Raw genomic sequence first — 15538 nt, 5'->3', positions numbered from 1 at the left:
CGAGGCGTACCGGTGTGTGGGGCCGGGCACGGCTCAGATGGGCGGCATCACCAGGTCGAGCCGCGGGTACTCGCCGTCCTCGGTGCGTTCGCCCCGTGGCGGTACGTGGTGGGCGCCGATCACCTGGTCGCCCTGAGCCACCTCCAGGTGGATGTCGAAGCCCCACAGCCGGTGCAGGTGCTTGAGCACTTCCTCGGTGGATTCCCCCAGGGGTTTGCGGTCGTGCTGCTGGTGACGCAGGGTCAGGGACCGGTCGCCGCGCCGGTCCACGTTCCAGATCTGCACGTTGGGCTCGCGGTTACCGAGGTTGTACTGGGCGGCCAGCAATTCGCGGATGGTGCGGTAGCCGTCCTCGTCGTGGATCGCCGGCACCAGCAGCTCGTCCTTCTGGTCGTCGTCGAGGATGCTGAACAGCTTGAGGTCGCGGATCACCTTGGGCGAGAGGAACTGCAGGATGAAGCTCTCGTCCTTGAAACTGCTCATGGCGAACTTGAGGGTGGACAGCCAGTCGCTGCCGGCGATGTCCGGGAACCAGCGGCGATCCTCCTCCGTGGGGTGCTCGCAGATGCGGCGGATGTCGGTGTACATGGCGAACCCCAGGGTGTAGGGGTTGATGCCGTTGTAATAGGGGCTGTCGAAGCTGGGCTGGTAGACCACGTTGGTGTGGGACTGGAGGAACTCCAGCATGAAGCCGTCGGTGACCAGCCCCTCGTCGTACAGGTCGTTCATCAGGGTGTAGTGCCAGAAGGTGGCCCAGCCTTCGTTCATCACCTGGGTCTGGCGCTGCGGATAGAAGTACTGGGCGATCTTGCGCACGATGCGCACCACCTCGCGCTGCCAGGGCTCCAGCAGCGGCGCGTGCTTCTCGACGAAATAGAGGATGTTCTCCTGGGGCTCGGCGGGGAAACGCCGCACGTCCTGCTCGTCGTGTTTCTCGGCGCTGCGGGGAATGGTCCGCCAGAGGTCGTTGAGCTGGCGCTGCAGGTGTTCCTCGCGGTCCTTCTGCCGCTGCCGCTCCTCTTCCGCGGAGATGGGGTAGGGCCGCTTGTAGCGGTCCACGCCGTGGTTCATCAGGGCGTGGCAGGAATCCAGCAGGTCCTCCACGGCATCGATGCCGTAGCGTTCCTCGCACTGCATGATGTACTGCTTGGCGAACACCAGGTAGTCGATGATGGAACTGGCATCGGTCCAGGTGCGGAACAGGTAGTTGCCCTTGAAGAAGCTGTTGTGGCCATAGCAGGCGTGGGCGATCACCAGGGCCTGCATGCACATGGTGTTCTCTTCCATCAGGTAGGCGATGCACGGATCGGAGTTGATCACGATCTCGTAGGCCAGGCCCATCTGCCCGCGCTTGTAGGATTTCTCGGTGCTGAGGAAATGCTTGCCGTAGGACCAGTGGTGGTAGCCCAGGGGCATGCCCACGGAGGCATAGGCATCCATCATCTGCTCGGCAGTGATCACCTCGATCTGGTTGGGGTAGGTGTCCAGGGCGTAGCGCTCGGCGATCCGGCTGATCTCGCGGTCGTACGCCTGGACCAGTTCGAATGTCCATTCCGAACCGGTGGAAAGCGGCTGGCGCTTCGTGTCACGGGAGGTATCGGGAGACGTGTTCATGTGGCGAGCCTGCGCTGGAAGAGTTCGCGGAACACCGGGTAGATGTCGCCGGCCGAGACCAGTTGCTGCTGGGCGAAGGTCTCGGAGAACGCCTCGCGCACCTGTTCGTATTCGAACCAGAGCGCCTGGTGCTCACGCGGGGTGATCTCGACATAGGTGTAGTACTGCACGAACGGCATGATCTGCTTGGTGAGGATTTCCCGGCAGATGGGCGAATCGTCGTTCCAGTTGTCGCCGTCGGAGGCCTGGGCGGCGTAGATGTTCCAGTCGCTCACCGGGTAGCGCTCGGCCATGATCTCCTGCATCAGCTTGAGGGCGCTGGAGACGATGGTGCCGCCGGTCTCCCGGGAGTAGAAGAACTCTTCCTCGTCCACCTCGCGGGCGCTGGTGTGGTGGCGAATGAATACCACCTCGATACGGTCGTAGTTCCGCTTGAGGAACAGGTACAGCAGGATGAAGAAGCGCTTGGCGATGTCCTTGGTGGCCTGGGTCATGGAACCGGACACGTCCATCAGGCAGAACATCACCGCCTTGGAACTGGGGTTGGGCTGCTTCACCAGCAGGTTGTACTTGAGGTCGAAGGTGTCGAGGAACGGTACCCGGTTGATCCGCGCGCGCAGGCGCTCGATCTCCGCCTCGGTGTCCTGGATGTCGCCGAAGTTGTCCGGTTCCTCCCGCCGCAGCCGTTCCAGTTCGGCCTGGGCGGCGCGCAGCTTGGCGCGGCTGCTGCCGGACAGCGCGATACGCCGGGCGTGGGCCGAGCGCAAGGTGCGGATGATGTTGATCCGCGACGGGTTGCCTTCGTTGCTGATGCCGGCGCGCACGGTCTTGAAGGTGTCGGTACCGGTCAGGTGGCGCTTCACCAGGTTGGGTAGCTCCAGGTCCTCGAACATGAAGTCGAGGAATTCCTCCTGGGTGATCTGGAAGACGAAGTCGTCCATGCCCTCGCCGGAGTTGCTGGCCTTGCCGCTGCCCTTGCCTCCGCCGCCGCCCCCCTGAGGCCGCGGGATGCGTTCGCCGGTGGTGAATTCCTTGTTGCCGGGGTGGACCACGGTCTGACGGCCGCCGCGGCCGTGGTGCAGGACCGGCTCGTCGATGTCGCGGCCGGGGATGCTGATCTGTTCGCCGTGCTCCATGTCGGTGATGGAGCGCCGGCTGACCGCCTCCTCGACGGCCTTCTTGATGTGGTCGCGGTACCGCCGCAGGAAACGCTGGCGGTTCACCGTGCTCTTGTTCTTGCCGTTCAGACGCCGGTCGATGACATAGCTCATAGGCCCCTCCGGGAGCTCAGGCCAGGGGACGCGACGGCGTCGCGCGACGTACCCGTCGCACGCGCCGCCCCGACCCGCCGGCCGTTACCGCCTTCACTGCGATTTGCGGACCCGCAGATACCATTCGGACAGCAGGCGAACCTGTTTCTCGGTGTAGCCGCGCTCGACCATGCGCTTGACGAAGTCGTTGTGCTTCTGTTGCTCGTCCTTGCTGCCCTTGGCGTTAAAGCTGATGACCGGCAGCAGGTCCTCGGTGTTGGAGAACATCTTCTTCTCGATCACCACCCGCAGTTTCTCGTAGCTAAGCCAGGTGGGGTTCTTGCCGTTGTTGTTGGCCCGGGCGCGCAGCACGAAGTTGACGATCTCGTTGCGGAAATCCTTCGGGTTGCTGATGCCGGCCGGCTTCTCGATCTTCTCCAGCTCCTCGTTGAGGGCGACGCGGTTGAGGATTTCCCCGGTCTCCGGGTCCCGGTATTCCTGGTCCTGGATCCAGAAGTCCGCATACAGCACGTAGCGGTCGAAGATGTTCTGCCCGTACTCGCTGTAGGACTCCAGGTACGCCGTCTGGATCTCCTTGCCGATGAACTCGATGTAGCGCGGCGCCAGGTACTCCTTGATGTAGCGCAGGTAGCGCTCGCGTATCTCGGCGGGGAACTGCTCCTGCTCGATCTGCTGTTCCAGCACGTAGAGCAGGTGCACCGGGTTGGCGGCCACCTCGTGGGGGTCGAAGTTGAATACCTTGGAGAGGATCTTGAAGGCGAAGCGGGTGGACAGGCCGTTCATGCCTTCGTCCACGCCCGCGGTGTCGCGGTACTCCTGGATCGACTTGGCCTTGGGGTCGGTGTCCTTGAGGTTTTCGCCGTCGTAGACGCGCATCTTCGAATAGATGTTGGAGTTCTCCGGCTCCTTCAGGCGCGACAGGGTGGAGAACTGCGCCAGCATTTTCAGGGTATCCGGCGCGCAATGGGCCTCGGCCAGGGAGCTGTTCACCAGCAGCTTGTCGTAGATGCGGATCTCATCGGAGATGCGCAGGCAGTACGGCACCTTGACGATGTAGATGCGGTCGATGAACGCCTCGTTGTTCTTGTTGTTGCGGAAGGTGTGCCATTCCGATTCGTTGGAGTGGGCCAGCAGGATGCCGTTGAAGGGAATCGCCCCCAGGCCCTCGGTGCTGTTGTAGTTGCCTTCCTGGGTGGCGGTGAGCAGCGGGTGCAGCACCTTGATGGGCGCCTTGAACATCTCGACGAATTCCATCAGGCCCTGGTTGGCCCGGCACAGCGCCCCGGAGTAGCTGTAGGCGTCGGCGTCGTTCTGCGGGTATTCCTCCAGCTTGCGGATGTCCACCTTGCCCACCAGGGCGGAGATATCCTGGTTGTTCTCGTCGCCTGGCTCGGTCTTGGCCACGGCAATCTGGTTGAGGATCGAGGGGTACAGCTTGACCACCCGGAAGCGGCTTATGTCGCCGCCGAACTCGGAGAGCCGCTTGGTGGCCCAGGGCGACATGATGGTGGTGAGGTAGCGGCGCGGGATGCCGAAGTCCTCTTCGAGGATCTGCCCGTCCTCGGTGGGGTTGAACAGCCCCAGGGGCGACTCGAACACCGGCGAGCCCTTGATGGCGTAGAACGGCACCTTCTCGATCAGTTGCTTGAGTTTCTCCGCCAGGGACGACTTGCCGCCGCCCACCGGCCCCAGGAGGTAGAGAATCTGTTTCTTCTCTTCCAGGCCCTGGGCCGCGTGGCGGAAGTACGACACGATCTGGTCGATGCATTCCTCCATACCATGGAAGTCGGCGAAGGCCGGGTAGCGGCGGATGACCTTGTTGGAAAAAATCCGCGACAGCCGCGAATTGCTGGAGGTGTCCAGCAGCTCCGGCTCACCGATGGCCATGAGCATGCGCTCGGCGGCGGTGGCGTAGGCGCTCGGGTCCTCCTTGCACAGTTCGAGGTACTCCTGGAGGGACATTTCCTCCTGGCGGGTCGCCTCGAAGCGTTGTTGGAAGTGGCTGAAAATACTCATGACGTCACCTCGCTCGATACTCGGAGCCGTGCGGAATCGGTGTCGGGGACGTGGTCGTCGGACAGGAGGGACGGGTGCGGGCGGTTGGCCCGCCGAAGCGGGCGAGGAGCCCCCGATACGTTCCCCCAAGACAGAAGATGTCGCCCCGCGACGGCCGAAAACCGGTCTGCCGGCTCTCCCCGGTTATGGATGGCCTAGGGGTAAGAGTAGTCGGGAATCCCGCAGGTCAAGGCAGGGAGCGTGCACAGGGCGCGCGACCGCTCACCGGCGCAGGCCGCCAGGCCAGGCGTGGCGCGGCCTCGGGGGCGGCGGAAAAATTTATTCGGCGACGCCCTGCTCCACGTCTTCCGGGTACAGTCCGCGCCAGGCCTCCATTCCGCCATCCAGGCTGTACACGTCGCTGAAGCCCTGGCCGGCGAGGTACGCGGCCGCGCCCTGGCTGGAGTTGCCGTGGTAGCAGGCGACGATCAGCGGCTGGTCCAGGTCGGCATGGGCGATGAAGTCCGCCAGGGAGACGTTATCCAGGTGCTGGGAGCCGCTGATGTGGGCCGTGGCGAAGCTCTGGGGATCGCGGATGTCCACCACCACGGCGCCGTCGCGGCGCAGCTGGTGGGCGTCCTGGGGGGAGATGCGCTTGAAGTCGGTCATGTTCGGTACTCCGGGAAAGGTGGCGCGGTCAGCGGCCCTTGGGCCGGCCATGGTCGTCGCAGTCGCAGCGGTGGCGGACGCCGGTGTCGAGGTTCAGCAGGGTCATGCCGTTGCCCCACACGCAACCGGTATCCAGGCCCCAGACATCGGGCTCGTCGACCCGGCCCTCCAGGGCTGCCCAGTGGCCGAACAGAATCTTCAGCCCGCGGGTCTTGCGCTGGGGGTGGGCGAACCACGGAGCGAAGCCCTGGGGCGCCTTGTCGATGCCTTCCTTGCTCTTCAGGTCGAGGGTGCCGTCGGCACGGCAGAAGCGCATGCGGGTGAAGTAGTTGGTGATCGCCCGCAGCCGCGGCATGCCGGTGAGGCGCTTGTTCCAGGTGGCCGGCTCGTTGCCGTACATCCCCTCCAGGAACAGCGGCAGGCGCACGTCGTCCCGCAGCGCGTCCTCCACTTCGGCGGCGCGCTGCAGCGCCTTGCGCAGGGTCCATTGCGGCGGGATGCCGGCGTGGACCATGGCCACCCCGCGCGCCTCGTCGTAGTGCAGCAGCTTCTGCCGGCGCAGCCAGTCGAGCAGGGGGTCGCGGTCCGGCGCGTCGAGGATTTCCTGCAGCGTGTCGTTCTTCTTCAGCCGCTCGACGTTGTGGGCCACCGCCAGCAGGTGCAGGTCGTGGTTGCCCAGCACGCAGACCAGAGCGTCGCGCATGCCGTAGAGGAAGCGCAGGGTCTCCAGGGACTGCGGGCCGCGGTTGACCAAGTCGCCCACCAGCCACAGGCGGTCCCGGGCGGGGACGAAGGCGACGTCGGCCAGCAGGCACTTGAGGGGGTCGAGGCAGCCCTGGAGGTCGCCCACCGCATAGACGGTCATGCGGCCTCCTTCAATGCAGGGCGCCGGGAACGGCGAGGCGGAACGGCGGGATCGGCGCGTCGAAGCGGTGGCCGTCGTCGGCCTCCATCTGGTAACTGCCCTGCATGGTGCCGACCCGGGTGGCGAGCACCGTGCCGCTGGTGTAGGTGTGCTGCCCGCCGGGCGGCAGCAGCGGTTGCTGGCCCACCACGCCGGCGCCGCGCACCTCCTGCACCTGGCCGTCGCCGTCGGTGATCAGCCAGTGGCGGGTCAGCAGCTGGGCCGGCAGGGCGCCGGCGTTGCGCAGGGTGATGGTGTAGGCGAAGGCGAAACGCTCCTGTTCCGGCTCGGACTGCTCCGGGAGGTAGCGGGTGGCGACGCTGACGTCGACCTGATAGCGGGGATCGTGCACGCGCGGGGGCTCTCTGCGGGGACAAAGAGCCAGTCTAGGGCGTCAGCGGTCGCTTGTCTGCTCGCCATCCCGGGGCTGGCGCGCGCTCAGCTGGTCGGCGAGGCGGACGAAGGCCGCCAGGTCCAGCTGCTCGGGGCGCAGGCCGCCGTCGACGCCGGCGGCTTCGATGGCCTCGGCGTCCAGCAGGCCCTTGAGGGTGTTGCGCAGGGTCTTGCGGCGCTGGTTGAAGGCGTCGCGGACGATCCGCTCCAGCTGCCGCGGGTCCTTCGCCGGATGCGGCGGCTGGGCGTGAGGCACCAGCCGGACGATGGCCGAGTCCACCTTGGGCGCCGGGTTGAAGGCGCCGGGGCCGACGTTGAACAGGTGCTCCACCTGGCAGTGGTACTGGACCATGATCGACAGCCGTCCCCAGTCGCCGCCGCCGGGCTGGGCGGCCAGGCGCTCCACCACTTCTTTCTGCAGCATGAAATGCATGTCGCGGATCTGCCCGGCATGCTCCAGCAGGTGGAAGATCAGGGGCGTGGAGATGTTGTAGGGGAGGTTGCCCACCACCCGCAGCCCGTGAGGCGCCGGGTCGAGGCGGGCGAAGTCGAATTTCAGCGCGTCGCCCTGGTTCAGGCGGAAGTTCGGCCGCTGGCCGAAACGCTGCTGCAAGAGCGGGATCAGGTCCAGGTCGAGCTCGATCACGTCCAGCCAGGCGCCGCTGTCCAGCAGCCCCTCGGTGAGGGCGCCCTGGCCCGGGCCGATCTCCACCAGGTGCTCGCCGTCCCGTGCATGGATGGCCCGCAGGATGCGGTGGATCACCCCGGCATCGTGCAGGAAATTCTGGCCGAAGCGCTTGCGCGCACGGTGCGTGTAGTCGGTCATGGCGAACTCCAGGAGGCGCAGCGCGAGCCCGCCGCGGGGGCGGGCTCGTGGAAAGGCGCGCAGTTTACCAGCATTGCCGCGGGACGGCCCGGCACCGGTCGGCGCGCGTGCGGCCGGGCCTCAGGGGCGGCGGGCGGTCATCCGGTAGGCGGTGTCCAGGGCCACCTTCAGGCTGCCGCTGTCGATCCGGCCGCTGCCGGCCAGGTCGAGGGCGGTGCCGTGGTCCACCGAGGTGCGCACGATGGGCATGCCCAGGGTGACGTTCACCGCGGCGCCGAAGCCCTTGTACTTGAGCACCGGCAGGCCCTGGTCGTGGTACATGGCCAGCACCGCGTCGCAGTGGTCCAGGTGCTTGGGGGTGAACAGGGTGTCGGCCGGCAGCGGGCCCACCAGGTCCAGGCCCTCGTCCCGCAGGCGCGCCAGCACGGGCTCGATCACCTCGATTTCCTCGCGGCCCAGGTGGCCACCTTCCCCAGCATGGGGGTTCAGGCCGCAGACCAGAATACGTGGCGCCGGGATGCCGAACTTGTCCCGCAGGTCGGCATGGAGGATGCGCGCCACCCGCTCCAGGCGTTCGGGCTGCAGGGCGGCGGCGACGTCCTTGAGGGGCAGGTGGGTGGTGACCAGGGCCACCCGCAACCCCTGGGTGGCGAGCATCATCACCACCTGGGGCGTGCCGGTGAGGTCGGCGAGGAATTCGGTATGCCCGGAGAAGGCGATGCCGGCGTCGTTGATCACGCCCTTGTGCACCGGGGCGGTGATCATCCCGGCGAAGGTGCCGTCCAGGCAGCCCTGGCCTGCACGGGTGAGGGTTTCCAGTACATAGGCGGCGTTGGCCGGGTCGAGCCGGCCGGGCTGCACCGGCGCCCGCAGGGGCGTGTCCCAGACGTACAGCGCGCCCGCCGGGGCAGGCACCCGGGGCCAGGCGCCGGGGTTCACGTCCAGCAGGCTGACATCCAGGCCCAGCAGGGCGGTACGCTCGGTCAGCAGGGCGCGGCTGGCGATGGCCACCAGGGCCTGTGGCTGGGCGTCGGCGGCCAGCAGCAGGCAGAGGTCCGGGCCGATGCCGGCGGGCTCGCCGGGTGTGAGGGCGTAAACGAGTGAAGGGGTCATGGTGGCGCTCCCGGCAAATGCCGACACTCTACCGCGGCGGCACTGGGAAACGAAAAAGCCCGGCAGGGAGCCGGGCTTTTCGGGAGCGTACCGCCAGGTCGCTCAGAGCTTGATCTCGACGTAGGCCTCGTCGCGGATCTGCCGCAGCCAGGACTGCAGCTCCTCGTCATACTTGCGGTTGCGCAGCAGCGACAGCGCCTGTTGCTCGCGGAATTTCTCGCTGCTGTCGGTGGCCCGGCGACCGAGGACTTCCAGCACGTGCCAGCCGTATTGGCTGCGGAACGGCTTGGACAGCTCCCCGGCGGGGGTCTTGGCCATCACATCGCGGAACTCCGGCACCAGGGCGCCCGGGTCGATCCAGTTGAGGTCGCCGCCGTTGAGGGCGGAGCCCGGGTCCTCGGAGAAGTTCTTCGCCAGCTCGGCGAAGTCCTCGCCCGCGGTGATGCGCTGGTAGAGGCGCTCGGCCAGCCGCTCGGTGTCCGCCTCGCTGCGGATTTCGCTCGGCTTGAGCAGGATGTGGCGCACGTGCACCTCGTCGCGGACCTGGGTCTCGCCACCGCGCTTTTCCAGCAGCTTGACGATGATGAAGCCGCTGGGGGTGCGCACCGGTTCGGTGACCTGGCCGGGGGCGAGGGCGCTGATCATGCTGTCGAACGGCGCCGGCATCTGCGCCGCCTTGCGCCAGCCGAGGTCGCCGCCTTCCAGGGCGTTCTCGCCGGCGGAGCGGGATACCGCCAGCTGGGAGAAATCGGCGCCCTGGCGCAGTTGCTGGTAGATGTCCTGGGTCTGGCGTTCGGCGGCCTGGATGGCGCTGGAGGAGGCGCCGTCCGGAACCGGGATGAGGATGTTGGCCAGGTGGAACTCCTCGGACAGCTGCATGCGACCCAGGTCGGAGGCGAGGAAGTTGCGCACTTCCTGCTCGCTCACCTGCACCCGCTCGGCGACCCGGCGCTGGCGCACGCGGCTGATGACGATCTCCCGGCGCACCTGCTCGCGGGCGTCGTCGAACGACAGGCCGTCGCGGCTCAGGGCGGCGCGGAACTGCTCGAGGCCCATGCCGTTGCGCTGGGCGATGGTCTGCACCGCCTGGTTGAGTTCCTCGTCGCTGACGCGGATGCCGGAGCGCTCGCCGATCTGCAGCTGCAGGTTCTCGGTGATGAGGCGTTCCAGCACCTGCTGGGTCAGGACGTGTTCCGGCGGCAGCGCGGCGCCGCGCTTGGCCAGGGTCTGCTGGACCTCATGGACACGCTGGTCCAGTTGGCTTTGCATGATCACGTCGTTGTCGACGATGGCGACGACGCGGTCCAGGGGACGCACGTCGGCGTGGGCGATCGCGCCGAGGAGCAGGGCGCCCGCCAGCAGCGGGCGCAGACGATCAGAGAGCTTGGTCTTCACGTTCACGGTAACCTTGAATGCCTTGGCCGAGGAAACTGTCGACCTTGCCGCCGACGATGCCGCCGAGTCCTTTCAGGACGATCTGCAGGAAGATGCCACGGTCGGCCTTGTCGCTCGGGTTCAGATCGAACTCGTCGTAGTCGACCCAGTAGCGGTTGATCAGGCGCAGCTTCCAGCAGCAACTGTCGTATTCGAAACCACCGAACGCCTCCAGCGTGCGGCTGCGGTTGTAGTCGTACTGCCAGCGGGCGATGGCGCTCCACTGCGGCACGATGGGCCAGATAGTCGAGAAGTCGTGCTGCTCGATCTTGTAGTAGTCCTTGATCACCTTGCCGGTGCGCGGGTCGACGTAGTCGCCACCGCCGAACTCCCAACGCCCGGTGGACGGGTTGTAGCGGTTGGTGTCGTTGCGGTAGCGGAAGCCCAGGTTGACCACCTTGTTCAGGTTGTCTTCCGGCTGGTAGTGGAACATGGTGCTGCCGGACCGGGTGCTGTGGGTCTCGGGGTCCCAGTTGAAGTCCGCACTCAGGCGCCAGTCGCGGTTGAAGCGGTACATGTACTCCAGCGCGTAGGGCGAGGTGTCGGAGGTGGCCGACGCGCTCTCGCGCCAGTCGATGCCCGGCAGCTGGACCTTGCGGTCCTCGAAGTAGAACGCCTGGCCGACGCTGACGCGCTGGCGCTCGAAGCCGTTGCTCTCGATCCAGCGGCTGGTCACGCCCAGGGACACCTGGTTGGCGTCGCCGATGCGGTCCTTGCCGGAGAAGCGGTTCTCGCGGAACAGCGACGAGTAGTTGAAGGTGCTCTCGGTGGTGTCGAACACCGGAATGTCGTCCTGGTCCTCTTCCGGCACGTAGAGGTAGAACAGGCGCGGCTCCAGGGTCTGCCGGTAGTTCTTGCCGAACCACTGGGTGTCGCGGTCGAAGTACAGGCCGCTGTCGATGCTGGCTACCGGGACGCTGCGATCCTGGGTGCTGTCGAAGGTCTGGTCGGCGGCCAGGGTGTTCTTGCCGCGCCGGTCGAGGCTCAGGTCGTAGCGGGTGTACATGTACTTGACGCTGGGCTTGACGAAGCCCCAGGTCCAGTTCAGCGGCAGGCTGACGCCCGGCTCCAGGTGCAGACGGTCACCGTTGGCGCGGGCCAGGCCGGTGATGTTGTTGTCGTACCAGGGCGCCGGCAGGCCGTCTTCGTTGATGAAGTCGCCGGTCCGCAGGTCGCGGTCGAAGCGCACGAACTCGGTGCCGTAGGTGAAGTTCAGGCCGCCCGGCTGGAAGGGCAGCGCCCCGTCCAGGGTCAGCTGCGGCAGGCGATCGTACGGGGTCACGTCGGAGATGGTGGCCATCTCGTAGGCGTGCACGTTCAACTGCGCGTTGTAGGTGTCGCCGCGGTAGGTCAGGGTGCCGCGCTGGTTCACGTAGCTGGGCGTGTCGATGCCCAGGTCGGTGTCCAGGTCCTGGAAGTAGTACGGGTCGCTGATGCGGGTGTAGTCCACCTCGCTCATCAGGCGCGAGTCCAGGCCGCCCTTGTGCTGCCAGCTGTACATCCAGCGCTGGTCCTGGTACTCGGACTGCTGCTTGCGCTTGTCGTCCTCGTCGTTCAGGTAGGCCGCGCCGAACTGGCCCTCGCTGCTGCGGGTGAGGTAGCGGAACTCGCCTTCCATCATCAGCCCGCGCTTGCTCATGTAGCGCGGGTAGAGGGTGGCATCGAAGTTGGGCGCCAGGTTGAAGTAGTAGGGCGTCACCAGCATCAGGCCGGTGTCGGTGCTGGAACCGATGGTCGGTACCAGGAAGCCCGACTGGCGACGGTCGTCGATCGGGAAATAGATGTAGGGGGTGTAGAAGACCGGAATGTCCTTCACCCGCAGGGTCACATTGGTGGCCGTACCGAACCCGGTAGCCGGGTTCAGGTTGATGTTGTTGCCCTTGAGGTTCCAGGCGTTGCTGCCCGGCTCGCAGCGGGTGTAGGTGCCGTCCTTCAGGCGGATGATCGCGTCTTCCTGGCGCTTGGCGTACAGCGCGTTGCCGCGGACCTGGCTCTGGTGCAGCACGTACTCGGCGTTGTCGATCTGCGCCTCGCCGTTATCCAGTTGCAGCTCGGCGCGGTCGCCTACCACCAGGGCGCCGTTGTCGCGCAGGCGCACGTTGCCCACCAGCTCACCCTTGTTCTCCGCCTGGCGCAGGTTGGCCTCGTCGGCCTCCACCTGCATGCTGCCCTGGCGCAGGACCACGTCGCCGGCGAGGGTGGCGACCTGCTGGTCTTCCTCGTAGCGCGAGGCCTTCGCGGACACGTAGAGCGGGGCTTGGTCCTTGGGCGTCTTGTCGTCCATCCCCGGGCGCCACGGCTCGACGTAGGTGCCGGCGCAGTAGGGGCCGATCTCCGCCAGCTGGGCGGAATTGAGCTTGTTGCGCGGGACCCAGTCGAGGTGGCTGTAGTCGGCGCTGCGGGACTTGAGCGCCTTGCCGCCGCTTTCGGTGACCAGGGTGGGACCGGGCTGGGCACCGGCGCGGACCGGTTCGCCGGAGCCGTCGACCGCCGGCGCCGAGCCGCTGGAGCTCACCGCGCTTTCGCTGTGCACCGGACGCGGCGGCAGGGGAGCGTTGCTGGTCTTCGGCGCGCAGGCCCAGCCGCCGGTGGCGGAGGCCTGGCAGTCGAACTGGTCGGCTGCGAGGGCGAAGGGGGTGGCGAAAGGTTGCAGGGCCAACAGACTGCCAGTGACCAGCAGAGGGAACTTTCTACGGAATACGGGTGATTTTACTGCCATCTTGTTAGTCCGGGCTTCCTGCGCGCTATCGCCCCGCAGGGGCCGCACGCCTCTCGATGGGCTGAAAAAGATGCTGGATAATAAAGCATGACCCGCGCAACGGCTAGCGCCGTCGGAGACCCCCTGCAATGCCCGAACATGATGTACGTCTGCAGCACCTGAACGACTGGCTGGCCCACGTCCTGCCCGCGCATTTCCACCGCCAGGGTTGGGGCGCACCGCCACCCGGGCGCCTCAGCCCGGCCAGCAGCGACGCCAGCTTCCGCCGCTATTTCCGCTGGGAAGGCGACGGCCGCAGCTTGATCGTCATGGACGCGCCGCCGCCCCAGGAGAATTGCCGGCCCTTCGTCCAGGTGGCCGAGCTGCTGGCGGCCACCGGTGCTCACGTGCCGGGTATCCTCGCCGCGGACCTCGATCAGGGCTTCCTGCTGCTGGACGACCTGGGCCGCCAGACCTACCTGGACGTACTCGACGCGGACAACGCCGACGCGCTGTTCGACGCCGCCTTCGACACCCTGCTGGACATCCAGCAAGCCGCCCCCACGGACGCCCCGCTGCCCGCCTATGACGAGGCCCTGCTGCGGCGCGAGCTGCAGCTGTTCCCCGAGTGGTACCTGCAGCGCCACCTGCAGCTGGAACTGGACGGCGAACGGCTGGCGGCCTGGCGCGAGGCCTGCGACCGGCTGGTGGACAGCGCCCTGGCCCAGCCGCGGGTGCTGGTGCACCGCGACTACATGCCGCGCAACCTGATGCTCAGCGAGCCCAACCCCGGCGTGCTGGACTTCCAGGACGCGGTCTATGGCCCGGTCACCTATGACGTCACCTGCCTGTTCAAGGACGCCTTCGTCAGCTGGCCCGAACCGCGGGTACGCGGCTGGCTCGAAACCTACTGGGCACGGGCGCGGCAACGGGGGATCGCGGTGCATGACGAGTTCGAGGACTTCCTGCGGGCCAGCGACCTGATGGGGGTGCAGCGCCACCTCAAGGTGATCGGCATCTTCGCGCGCATCTGCCACCGCGACGGCAAGCCCCGCTACCTGGCGGACGTGCCGCGCTTCTTCTCTTATATAGAGGCGGTACTGGCGCGCCGGCCGGAGCTGTCGGCCCTGGCCCGCCTGCTGGGCGACCTGCCGCCCGCCGCCGCGCCGCAGCCATGAAGGCGATGATCCTGGCGGCGGGCAAGGGCGAGCGGATGCGCCCGTTGACCCTGCACACGCCCAAACCACTGATCCGCGCCGCCGGCGTGCCGCTCATCGAGTACCACCTGCGGGCCCTGGCCGCCGCCGGCTTCCGCGAGGTGGTGATCAATCACGCCTGGCTCGGCGAGCAGATCGAGGCGCACCTGGGGGACGGCGCGCGCTTCGGCCTGGCGCTGCGCTATTCGCCGGAGGACCAGCCGCTGGAAACCGGCGGCGGGCTGTTCCGCGCGCTGCCGCTGCTGGGGGACGAGCCGTTCCTGGTGGTGAATGGCGACATCTGGACCGACTACTCCTTCGCCACCCTGCGGCGCCCGCTGCCGGGCCTCGCCCACCTGGTGCTGGTGGACAACCCGGCCCACCACCCGGGGGGCGATTTCCACCTGGACGGGGCAGGGCGGGTGCGCGCCGAGGGCGATGCGCCGCGCTTCACCTACAGCGGCCTGTCGGTGCTGCACCCGCGGCTGTTCGACGGCTGCACGGCGGGCGCCTTCAAGCTGGCACCGCTGCTGGTGCGGGCCATGGCCGCCGGCCAGGTGAGCGGCGAGCGCTTCGCCGGCCAGTGGGTGGACGTGGGCACCGTCGAGCGGCTCGCCGAGGTCGAACGCCTGCTGGCGGCGGGGCGCTGAGGTGTACTGGCCGCTGACGGTGCTGGGCGCGGTCGCCGGCTTCGCCGTGGCGAGCATCCCCGGCGCGCTGCTGGGCGGTCTGCTGGGCCAACTGGCGGATCGCCGTCTCGGCCTGGATTCCTGGGACGCTCTGGTGGCGCTGGTCACCGGGCGGCGCTTGCCGGCCCGGGACGAATTGCTGTTCGTGCTGCTGGGCCGCCTGGCCAAGAGCGAGGGGCGGGTGCTGGAGGTGCACATCCGCCAGGCCCGCAGCGAGATGCAGCGGCTCAACCTGGACGAGGCGGAGCGGCGCCGGGCCATCGACGCCTTCAACCGGGGCAAGCAGGACGAGGTGTCGCCACGCACCCCGCTGCGCCGCTTGCGGGGCGATGTCGCCCAGGCCCAGGCGCTGCTGCGCAGTTGCTGGCGGATGGCCGCGGTGGATGGGCAGATCGGCATGCGCGAGCGGGCGCTGATCCTCCAGTGGGGCGCCTGGCTGGGACGCGAGGCGGCCGAAGTGGAAGCGCTGGGGGCCGAGTTCCAGCCGAAGAAGGTGCCTTCCCCGGTAGCCGCGGGGACGCCCTACAAGGCGGCACTGCGGCTGCTGGGGGTGGCGGCCGACAGCGAGCCGGCCACCATCAAGCAGGCCTACCGGCGGCTGCTCAGCCAGTCCCACCCGGACAAGCTGGCCGGCAGCGGCGCCAGCCCGGCGCGGGTTCGCGAGGCCACCGAGCGGACCCGCGAGCTGCACGCGGCCTACGACCTGATCCGCGCCCGCCGCGGCTTCCGCTGAGGC

13 protein-coding genes are annotated in these 15538 nt (G+C 67.5%); 3 read left to right on the top strand and 10 right to left on the bottom strand.

All coding sequences use genetic code 11. The features are described 5' to 3' along the window. Positions 1-33 precede the first annotated feature (33 nt). From FM069_RS08240 to FM069_RS08195, 10 genes are all read right to left on the bottom strand, one after another. Positions 34-1614, bottom strand: coding sequence for a SpoVR family protein (locus tag FM069_RS08240; protein WP_143487822.1), 1581 nt, complete (start codon positions 1612-1614; stop codon positions 34-36). Next, a complete protein-coding gene (locus FM069_RS08235) occupies positions 1611-2885 on the bottom strand; it encodes a YeaH/YhbH family protein (RefSeq protein ID WP_143487821.1) in 1275 nt (424 codons plus the stop codon). The genes FM069_RS08240 and FM069_RS08235 overlap by 4 nt, the downstream gene beginning before the upstream one ends. Positions 2886-2978: 93 nt before the next feature. Next, positions 2979-4901, bottom strand: coding sequence for a PrkA family serine protein kinase (locus FM069_RS08230; protein WP_143487820.1), 1923 nt, complete (start codon positions 4899-4901; stop codon positions 2979-2981). A 318-nt stretch (positions 4902-5219) separates the two neighbouring features. After that, the gene (gene glpE / locus FM069_RS08225) at positions 5220-5549 is read right to left on the bottom strand and encodes a thiosulfate sulfurtransferase GlpE (RefSeq protein WP_143487819.1); all 330 of its coding nucleotides are present in this window, start codon (positions 5547-5549) and stop codon (positions 5220-5222) included. Between the two features lie 28 nt (positions 5550-5577). Further along, the gene (locus FM069_RS08220; protein ID WP_143487818.1) at positions 5578-6414 is read right to left on the bottom strand and encodes a symmetrical bis(5'-nucleosyl)-tetraphosphatase; all 837 of its coding nucleotides are present in this window, start codon (positions 6412-6414) and stop codon (positions 5578-5580) included. Positions 6415-6424: 10 nt separating this feature from the next. Then, positions 6425-6805 (bottom strand): Co2+/Mg2+ efflux protein ApaG, encoded by a 381-nt coding sequence (gene apaG, locus FM069_RS08215; protein WP_143487817.1) that lies wholly within the window; start codon positions 6803-6805, stop codon positions 6425-6427. 42 nt (positions 6806-6847) lie between these two features. Further along, positions 6848-7672, bottom strand: coding sequence for a 16S rRNA (adenine(1518)-N(6)/adenine(1519)-N(6))-dimethyltransferase RsmA (gene rsmA / locus FM069_RS08210; protein WP_143487816.1), 825 nt, complete (start codon positions 7670-7672; stop codon positions 6848-6850). A gap of 120 nt (positions 7673-7792) precedes the next feature. Further along, on the bottom strand, positions 7793-8785 hold the full coding sequence (gene pdxA, locus FM069_RS08205; RefSeq protein ID WP_143487815.1) for a 4-hydroxythreonine-4-phosphate dehydrogenase PdxA: 993 nt from the start codon (positions 8783-8785) through the stop codon (positions 7793-7795). Between the two features lie 102 nt (positions 8786-8887). After that, positions 8888-10180, bottom strand: coding sequence for a peptidylprolyl isomerase (locus FM069_RS08200; protein ID WP_143487814.1), 1293 nt, complete (start codon positions 10178-10180; stop codon positions 8888-8890). Then, a complete protein-coding gene (locus FM069_RS08195) occupies positions 10161-12938 on the bottom strand; it encodes an LPS-assembly protein LptD (RefSeq protein WP_143487813.1) in 2778 nt (925 codons plus the stop codon). Before FM069_RS08195 ends, FM069_RS08200 begins: the two co-directional genes overlap by 20 nt. A 128-nt stretch (positions 12939-13066) precedes the next feature. Here FM069_RS08195 and FM069_RS08190 point away from each other — a divergent pair, with 128 nt between their 5' ends. From FM069_RS08190 to FM069_RS08180, 3 genes are read left to right on the top strand one after another with little or no spacing between them, the layout of a single operon-like run. Beyond that, entirely contained in the window at positions 13067-14095 is a 1029-nt protein-coding gene (locus FM069_RS08190) for an aminoglycoside phosphotransferase family protein (RefSeq protein WP_143487812.1), read from the top strand. Next, entirely contained in the window at positions 14092-14763 is a 672-nt protein-coding gene (murU, locus tag FM069_RS08185; RefSeq protein ID WP_143487811.1) for an N-acetylmuramate alpha-1-phosphate uridylyltransferase MurU, read from the top strand. Before FM069_RS08190 ends, murU begins: the two co-directional genes overlap by 4 nt. A 1-nt stretch (position 14764) precedes the next feature. Further along, complete coding sequence (locus FM069_RS08180; protein WP_143487810.1) at positions 14765-15535, top strand: TerB family tellurite resistance protein; 771 nt, start codon at positions 14765-14767, stop codon at positions 15533-15535. Positions 15536-15538: the final 3 nt, after the last annotated feature.

The organism is Pseudomonas mangiferae (assembly GCF_007109405.1).
GTDB lineage: Bacteria > Pseudomonadota > Gammaproteobacteria > Pseudomonadales > Pseudomonadaceae > Pseudomonas_T > Pseudomonas_T mangiferae.
The sequence above is the reverse complement of the archived record's forward strand: the minus strand, read 5'-3'. Positions and strand labels throughout refer to the sequence as shown.